This window comes from Microcoleus sp. S13_C3, from assembly GCF_036700905.1.
Classification (GTDB): Bacteria; Cyanobacteriota; Cyanobacteriia; order Cyanobacteriales; family Microcoleaceae; genus Microcoleus.
In genome coordinates this window covers 59,078-65,637 of record NZ_JAUBPT010000014.1, presented here as the reverse complement: position 1 = coordinate 65,637, position 6,560 = coordinate 59,078, and the positions used below count along the sequence as shown (strand labels likewise).

7 protein-coding genes and 1 pseudogene are annotated in these 6,560 nt (G+C 47.6%); 3 read left to right on the top strand and 5 right to left on the bottom strand.

The genetic code is table 11. The annotated features are described in order from the left end of the window. Nucleotides 1-267, bottom strand: a pseudogene (locus tag QUA16_RS06440) (hypothetical protein); the annotation flags it as partial. Nucleotides 268-447: 180 nt separating this feature from the next. On the opposite strand from QUA16_RS06440, the gene lysA reads away from it, so the two are divergent. The 3 genes from lysA to QUA16_RS06425 all read left to right on the top strand — a co-directional run bounded on the left by lysA (nt 448) and on the right by QUA16_RS06425 (nt 3,757). After that, nucleotides 448-1,866 carry a diaminopimelate decarboxylase gene (lysA, locus tag QUA16_RS06435; RefSeq protein WP_333102354.1) on the top strand — a complete coding sequence of 473 codons (1,419 nt, stop codon included), beginning with the start codon at nt 448-450 and terminating at the stop codon, nt 1,864-1,866. A gap of 230 nt (nt 1,867-2,096) precedes the next feature. Continuing rightward, entirely contained in the window at nt 2,097-2,990 is an 894-nt protein-coding gene (cdaA, locus tag QUA16_RS06430) for a diadenylate cyclase CdaA (protein WP_333102289.1), read from the top strand. A 20-nt stretch (nt 2,991-3,010) separates the two neighbouring features. Further along, complete coding sequence (locus QUA16_RS06425; RefSeq protein WP_333102290.1) at nt 3,011-3,757, top strand: isoprenyl transferase; 747 nt, start codon at nt 3,011-3,013, stop codon at nt 3,755-3,757. 138 nt (nt 3,758-3,895) lie between these two features. On the opposite strand, the gene QUA16_RS06420 is transcribed toward QUA16_RS06425, so the two are convergent. The 4 genes from QUA16_RS06420 to QUA16_RS06405 all read right to left on the bottom strand — a co-directional run bounded on the left by QUA16_RS06420 (nt 3,896) and on the right by QUA16_RS06405 (nt 6,515). Beyond that, complete coding sequence (locus tag QUA16_RS06420) at nt 3,896-4,168, bottom strand: DUF3143 domain-containing protein (RefSeq protein ID WP_333102291.1); 273 nt, start codon at nt 4,166-4,168, stop codon at nt 3,896-3,898. Nucleotides 4,169-4,251: 83 nt separating this feature from the next. Further along, entirely contained in the window at nt 4,252-4,731 is a 480-nt protein-coding gene (locus tag QUA16_RS06415; RefSeq protein WP_333102292.1) for a J domain-containing protein, read from the bottom strand. Between the two features lie 287 nt (nt 4,732-5,018). Then, nucleotides 5,019-5,594, bottom strand: coding sequence for an HAD family hydrolase (locus tag QUA16_RS06410; protein ID WP_333055499.1), 576 nt, complete (start codon nt 5,592-5,594; stop codon nt 5,019-5,021). A 57-nt stretch (nt 5,595-5,651) separates the two neighbouring features. After that, on the bottom strand, nt 5,652-6,515 hold the full coding sequence (locus QUA16_RS06405; protein WP_333102294.1) for an Rpn family recombination-promoting nuclease/putative transposase: 864 nt from the start codon (nt 6,513-6,515) through the stop codon (nt 5,652-5,654). Nucleotides 6,516-6,560 lie beyond the last annotated feature (45 nt).

The window sequence follows — 6,560 nt, the reverse complement described above, 5'->3', positions numbered from 1 at the left end:
CGTGCCCGCCCGAATCTGTAGGGGCGGTGCCCCCGTGCCCGCCCGAATCTGTAGGGGCGGTGCCCCCGTGCCCGCCCGAATCTGTAGGGGCGGTGCCCCCGTGCCCGCCCCCTCCCATGTCCATAAACCTAATAAATCGCTGTTAGGACTGTCTAACTCGCGCCTGTAGCCTTCGATCGCCCAAAGTCCGCCAAAACAAAGTCGATCGAGTTCGACAGCACTGTTGAGGTGTTCTGCCGCGAGATGTTTAATTTGTAGAAAACGCACAGTCGATTTTAAATTTGAGATTTGAGATTTTAGATTTGATCGTTACTCACTGCAAGGATGCTCCAGTTCGATCGAGTCTCAGTCAGTCAGCCTGCTTGCGGAATGAATCTGGGGGCAACTGACCCAATTGCTTGCCGTCAATTGTACACTGGGAAAGACCGTAAGGATAGTTATTGCGCGATGGTATCAACTCAATCTTTCGGGGTGGAATCGGGACTTAAGTATCTGTCTGAGTCTCAACAAGCTCTGCAAACTCGATCGCCCAATCAAGAACTGTTACCGCTGACAGCCAGTGTTAACAGCAGCGATCGGTTGGAAATCGGAGGCTGTGAGGTGACAGCTTTGGTGGAGCAATTTGGCTCGCCATTGTACATTTTAGACGAAGAAACGCTGCGGGCGGCTTGTACCCAGTACCGGGATGCTTTTAAGCGTTACTATCGGGGCGAATCTCAAGTGCTGTATGCTTCTAAAGCTTGGAGTTGTTTGGCAGTTTGCGCGATCGCAGCTTCGGAAGGTTTAGGCATAGATGTCGTATCCGCCGGAGAAATCTACACTGCACTGCAAGCCGGTGTGAATCCCGACAAAATCTACTTCCACGGTAACAACAAGTCCCGCGAGGAACTGCAGCTAGCTGTCGAAAGCGGCTGCATTACCGTAGCCGACAATTGGCGGGATTTAGAGGCTCTAGCAGAGTTGGGACAATTGGGTGTCAGCAGCCTCACTGGTGGGCCGACACGAGTTATGGTGCGGTTTACTCCTGGAATTGAGTGTCACACCCACGAGTACATTCAGACGGGTCAAATCGACAGTAAATTTGGCTTTGATCCCAACTCACTCGATCGAGTATTTACTTTCATCAGCCAACAGCCGTCGTTATTTTGCGTGGGAGTGCACGCTCACATCGGCTCTCAGATTTTTGAACTGCAACCCCATGACGATTTAGCCGAAGTCATAATTAGTGCCTTGACAAAAGCACTTAGTTATGGTTTGCCAGCAACAGAAATTAATATTGGCGGGGGGTTGGGCATTCGCTATACTGAAGCGGACGATCCTCCCAGCATAGAAGATTGGGCTCGTACAATTTGCTCCGCAGTGGTAGCAGCTTGCGAGAGGCAGCAATTGCCATTACCAAAATTGCTTTGCGAACCGGGTCGATCGCTCGTCGGTACAGCCTGCGTCACGGCTTATACTGTTGGCTCTCAAAAAGTCATTCCGGGAATGCGGACGTATTTAGCTGTGGATGGAGGGATGTCCGACAATCCGCGTCCTATTACCTATCAATCAGTTTATCGAGTCCTCGCAGCCGGTAAAATGTCTGCTCCGTTAACGGAAACAGTGACAATTGCTGGGAAACACTGCGAGTCAGGCGATGTTCTGATTAAAGATGCCAAATTGCCAGAGTGTCGGGCCGGAGATGTCCTCGCGGTTACGGCCACAGGGGCATACAATTACAGTATGGCTTCTAACTATAACCGAGTACCCCGACCGGCAGCGGTTTTAGTGAGAAATGGGGAAGTTAACACGATTATACAGCGGGAAACTTACCAGGATTTGCTGAGGCTTGACCGCCTTCCTGAACGACTCGGAGCTCCAAAGTAAAAACTTAGAAGTTAAAAGTTAAAAGTTAAAAGAAAGACAATCCATGTTTACTTAGTGACGATTGCTTTTTCACTTTTAACTTTTGCCTTGTTCAGTCACACGATTGGATTGACACTTCCCGGTCTAAAAACACGGGGATTTTCAGCATATTCCTTATAACAACTGTTCATGGTTCATGGGTTCGAGTGCATCACGGTTCGCGGTTCACAGGCGGTAGCGTTCGATGAACCATGAACAATCAACAATCTGGCTATGACTTTACCCTCGTTCAGTCCTTCTTGATTCAAGGGATCGATATTGGACTGGTTTTTGCCCTTGCGTATTTGGTGCTCGTCATTGTTGGCGAGCGCAGAACGTTGTGGATGGTACGGGGATTTATCATTTTGATGCTGGCGGCGGCGATGAGCAACTGGGCTGGATTGAGGCTGTTGCACGTTGCCCTCAACAGCTTGGTGACTGGTTCGGCTGTGGCAATGGCGGTAATATTGCAGTCGGAGTTTCGCCGATTTCTGGAACAATTGGGTCGGGGGGAATTTCGGCAATTGTTTGGACGCGATCGCCGACCAACTCCCGAACCGGACAGCGTAATAGATGAAATTGTGGAAGCAGTAAAAGAACTTTCGCAAAACCGCACGGGCGCTTTACTAATTATAGAAACAGATTCTCCGATCGACGATCGGGATTTTTCTGTGCCGGGATTAAAGCTAAATGCTGAAGTTTCTAAAGAATTGTTGCAGACGATCTTTCAGCCGCAAACTTTGCTGCACGACGGAGCTGTTTTGGTTCGAGGTTCGCGGATCGTGTCGGCGGGGGTAATTTTGCCTTTGTCCGATCGCACTGCGTCGCGGCAGTTGGGAACCCGCCACCGGGCGGCGATGGGGATTACGGAACGGGTGCAAGCTTGCGTGTGCGTGGTGGTGTCCGAGGAAACGGGTTCTATTTCTCTGGCGCAGATGGGACTTTTAAATCGACCTTTGACTAGCAACAAACTTAAGGAATTGCTGGAAGCAAAGCTGTTTCCGTCCGAGGGAGAAAGAGTTGTGGCTCCAATTCCGATCGGCAATCTCGGACGCCAGATAGGATTGAAGGGAGTGACGCTATTAAAACGGATACTGCGCCGTTAGTCGGGTAATCGGGAGAAACCATGAGTCAAGGAATTTGCTTGGAAAAGTTGCCGGAGGATCTGCAACAGGAACTACTGCCTAAGCACATAGCAGTGATTATGGACGGGAACGGGCGCTGGGCTCAGAAGAGGGGGTTGCCGCGGATTGCGGGACACCGCCGAGGAGCTAGCACTCTGAAGGAACTGTTGCGCTGCTGCAAAGATTGGGGGATTCCAGCTTTAACGGCCTATGCTTTTTCGACGGAGAATTGGGGGCGGCCGGCCGGAGAGGTGGATTTTTTAATGAGTTTGTTTGAGGGTAAACTGCGGCAAGAATTGCGGGAGATGGTGGACGAGGACGTGCAAATTCAATTTATGGGGAATTTGCAGGCTTTGCCGAAGTCTTTGCAGGCCCAAATCGAGCGTTCTGTGACGGCCACTCAGCATAATCAGGGGATTTTGTTTACGGTGGCGACGAATTACGGGGGGCGTCAGGAGATTGTACAAGCTTGTCGGGCGATCGCCACTCAGGTGAAAGAGGGCAAGTTGCAGCCGGAGGAGATTGATGAGGTTTTATTTAAACGCTATTTGTATACTGCTGATGTTTGTGACCCGGATTTGCTGATCCGGACGAGCGGGGAAATGCGGTTGAGCAATTTTTTACTATGGCAAATGGCTTATTCGGAAATTTACATTACTGAGACGCTGTGGCCGGATTTTGATCGATCGGAGTTTCACCGCGCTTTGTCTGATTATCAGAAGCGCAGCCGCCGATTTGGCAAAGTCTAACGATTTTGGATTTGAGATTTTGGATTTTTTGGTTGATTTTTCAGTTTCCCAGTAGGTCATCTCCTGCTCAACATAACGATTTTAGATTTGAGATTGGAGGACAAATCTAAAATCTAAAATCTAAAATCTAAAATCAAATTAGGGGCCGGAGAAAACGGCCGCTTCAATGTCCTGACGTGAGAGGGAGTATTTGAATGCTCGCTGAATGTCTTGGCCGTCGGCTCCAGCATCGATGTAGCGCACGGTGAGTTGGTCGATATCGAGGGAGAGTTCTGCTTTCCAGGTAGGTCGATCGATCTGCCAGCAGTGGAGTTCTCGCCGATCTTGCTGGCAGCCGCGGCTTTTTAGCCACTGCTCGATTTCCGGGAGTGGGTGGTTGTACAAAGGAGTGTCGGCGGAAGGAAGAGTCATGGGATTTTAGATTTTAGATTTTAGATTTTAGATTTGGGATTTGGGATTTGGGATTTTAGATTGGAGATTTGGGATTTGAGGGTTTAATTGCCGCGAATTAAGCCGATCGCGATCGCCAGTACCAAACATCCGATTAAGCTAGCTCCCATGATAAACAGAGCGAACATTTCTCCGGGAGAAAGAGGTCGATCCGTGGGATCTAGGTAAGCGGAGTTGGAAGTTTTTTTGCCCGATGCCGAAACCGGAGTATTGAAGCCTGGGGGTGGCCCAATCACGTTCTGGCGAGAATAGCCTATTTTGAGGTCGTAGGCGAGGCGACGTTCTGGGTTGCTGAGGGTGGCGTAGGCGTTGTTGAGCTGCTGAAATTTGGCGGTGGCGACTGCGGGTGGCAGCTCGGTGGTATCGGGATGGTAGAGTTTGCTCAGTTCCCGGTACGATCGCCGAATTTCGATCGCTGAGGCTGAAGGATGCAGCCCTAACAAGCCGTAGTAACTAGAACCCAAGGGGGTTTTGCCGGGTATTTTCTGACTTTCGCTGTTTGCCGTTCCCTCGTTAGGAGTCACCTCAGCGCCTCTGGGCTTGTTGTTTATAATTTTTGATTATTTTAGAGCAGATTTGAGGGTAGCGCCACTATCTGCGATGTCGAGGGGTTGAGGGTGGGCGTAAGGCGACGGCAAGTAACATCAAACTCAGCACCAAGATATTCATGCCGTCGGCTTCATCGATTTGTTATGGGACTTGACGAAGTGTTTGAGATATCTGATATCAATTCCGGTTATATCGGAATGATTAAACCACAGAGGGCACAGAGGACACAGAGAAAGAGAAGAGAGAGATAATAATTCCGATGTCAACGGATTTGATATGACTCACCGATGGATCGGATAAGCCGATTTCGCCAGAACCTTTTCTCGACACTGCGGATATTTTCTTCATATCTGAGTTGATCCAAGTAAAGCAGCAAATACTTCAATTCATCATCCGTCTCCTCCCCCTCAAAGGGGTTTACTCGCACCAGATTGCCATAGCTGCGCTCCCACTTTTGAGGTGTATCATCCACTGCAATGATTGACTCTAGACGATACCCTTTGCGCTTGACCTTTTTGAGATTTTTGCGATTGTAATATTCCAACCATTCCATATCGTAAGCAACTGTGCAGCGATCGCTTGCCCACACAAACGATAAAGTTTTAGGATTTTCAAAGAGGGCTGAGACAATTGCGCTCGCATAAGACGGCGAAGAAGATGTCCAAACTGCCACATCAAACCAGTCCAGGCAATTTTTCAAAAAGACATCTAGAAACGGTCGTTTGTAAATGTGATATGGCTCCACTAAAAAATCAGCTTGCCGAGGGAGAGATGCTTCGGCAGCATAAATTAAAGTTTCATCAAGATCGAGGATCAATAGTTTTTTTCTATAATCCATAATCAAAAATCGTTGATCACTATGTCGAGCTCCACTCCTATACCCAATTACTTTAAACTATGAATCGCCCGGTCGCAAATTTTGGACATCCTCAACGCTAAGCCCCGTAACTTGGGCGATCGTGGCATTATCTAGCTGTGAAAGTAATTGTCGAGCGATCGCTAGCGTTTCTTTCCGTATTCTTTCCTGTCTTGCTGCCTGTCTTGCTTCTTCAAAAGCTTTAATAATTGCCCCCTGTTGATCGTGAATAAACTGTTCCCTGCGTTCCAAAACTTCTACTTCTTCCCGACTTAACCGGGCTTGATTGGCAATATCGAATGCTTTGTGGATTTCCGGTACGCTATCGATTGTTTCGGGAACTTCTGAGAGAATTCTGGCATATTTCATGAAATATATCCATTTATCTGTCAAAGTTTCTAGTTGACTTGCTTCTTTATGGAATTTAGGTAATTCTATAAACACTAAATTCATGGCATCTTCGGGATAGTTTAAATGGCTTTTAACTTCTTTATACACAAATCTCGAAATTAAGTTAGGGCTGTTGCGAAACATTTCAAAATCTGTAATGGTTAAAGCTATTAATGGCTTGAGCATTCGATAGCCTTCTCCTCTTTGCAATTGAAATGCGTAGGTTGTGGCTGCATTGTACAACACCCGATTGCCAGAATATTGAACGTTGAGAACTAGAATTTCAATAATGACTAAGGTGCCATCGTCTAGTTTGGCTGTGACATCGAGGTAAGTATCTTTTAAACTTTCAAGTTGCCTCGGCAGATTCTGGTTGATAATTTCTAAGTCTTGGATGGTGGGATTGCCTTCATAAATTAGAGCGTTGAGAAAGCTAATTAGAATATCTTTGCTTTCTGAGGAACCGAATATTTTTTTGAAGGCGTAATCCGTTTTCGGGTTGATAAATATCATGGTTGTCAGATTTAGCTTTAACGTTATCGGTTTTGTGACGAAACA